Below are 1279 nucleotides of genomic sequence, written 5' to 3'. Positions count from 1 at the left end.
CTGGCGCCCGACGCCGAGGCCGTGCTCCGCGACGAGCTGCTCCCCCTGGCCGACCTGGTCACGCCCAACCTGCCCGAGGCCGCCGTGCTGCTCGGCGTCGAACCGGCCCGCGACGGCCGTGAGGCGGCGGACCAGGCCCGGGCGCTGAGTGCGCTCGGGGCAGGGTATGCGCTGGTCAAGGGCGGGCACCTCGACTCGGCCGAGTCGGTCGACCACCTCGCGGGCCCCGGCGTCGACGGCGTCGTCGCCCTGACCGCGCCCCGCGTGCCGACCCGGAACACCCATGGCACGGGCTGCACGCTGAGCTCGGCCTGCGCCGTCCTGCGGCCGGTGCACGACGGCTGGGAACCGGCCGTCCGGGCCGCCAAGGAGTACCTCACCGGGGCGCTTCGCGCGGCGGACGACCTGGTGGTGGGCGGCACCGGGACCGCACCGGGCCCGTGGCGGGGCCACGGGCCGGTGAACCACGGCTTCGCGACCCGCTGAGCCCAGATGGGCCCGGGCGATCCCCTTTGAGGCCTAAGTTTCTTCGCTTTGAGGAGTCCGAAAGCGAAGAAACTTAGGCCTCAAGGGGGGATCGGGCCCGGCGGGATCAGGCCAACCGGACGACCAGCCCCAGCGGGACCGGGCCCGGCGTCAGACCGACTTCAGGATCTCCGCCGCACGCGCCCGGGCCCAGGCATCGGCCTCCAGGACGCCCTCGACCGACGCCGCGTCGCCCGCCCCCGTGGTCGCGTGCGCCTCGACGACGGCGGCCACGGTGTCGACGATGTCGAGGAACCCGATCGTCCCGTCGTGGAACGCGTCCACGCACACCTCGTTCGCGGCGTTGTACACGGCGGGATGGGTGCCGCCGGCCTCGCCGACCTGGCGCGCCAGCCGCACGGCGGGGAACGCGTCGTCGTCCAGGGGCAGGAACTCCCAGCTCGCGGCCTGCGTCCAGTCGATGCCGACGTCGACGTCCGGCAGCCGGTCCGGCCAGGACAGGCCGAGCGCGATCGGCACGAGCATCCGCGGCGGCCCGGCCTGCGCGATCGTGGAGCCGTCGACGAACTCGACCATGGAGTGGATCATCTGCTGCGGGTGCACCACCACGTCGATGGCGCTGAACGGCAGGTCGAACAGGAGGTGCGCCTCGATCACCTCGAGCCCCTTGTTGACCAGGGTCGCCGAGTTGGTGGTGACCACGCGGCCCATCGCGAAGTTGGGGTGGCGCAGCGCCTGGGCGGGCGTCACGTCGCGCAGCTCGGCGCGCGGCCGGCCGCGGAAGGGCCCGCCG

General features: G+C 74.3%; 1 protein-coding gene and 1 pseudogene. One reads left to right on the top strand and one right to left on the bottom strand.

Annotated features, from left to right (window positions below; genetic code table 11):
- Positions 1-486, top strand: a 486-nt coding sequence (gene thiD, locus PROKR_RS25675; RefSeq protein ID WP_036969367.1) for a bifunctional hydroxymethylpyrimidine kinase/phosphomethylpyrimidine kinase, incomplete at its 5' end; no start/stop codon positions are given.
- Positions 487-636: 150 nt separating this feature from the next.
- Here thiD and PROKR_RS25670 read toward each other — a convergent pair.
- Positions 637-1279, bottom strand: a pseudogene (locus PROKR_RS25670) (1-deoxy-D-xylulose-5-phosphate reductoisomerase); the annotation flags it as partial.

This window comes from Promicromonospora kroppenstedtii DSM 19349 (assembly GCF_000515355.1).
In the GTDB taxonomy this organism is placed as follows: Bacteria; Actinomycetota; Actinomycetes; order Actinomycetales; family Cellulomonadaceae; genus Promicromonospora; species Promicromonospora kroppenstedtii.
Note: the sequence above shows the minus strand (reverse complement) of the source record. Positions and strands in the feature narration are given on the sequence as shown.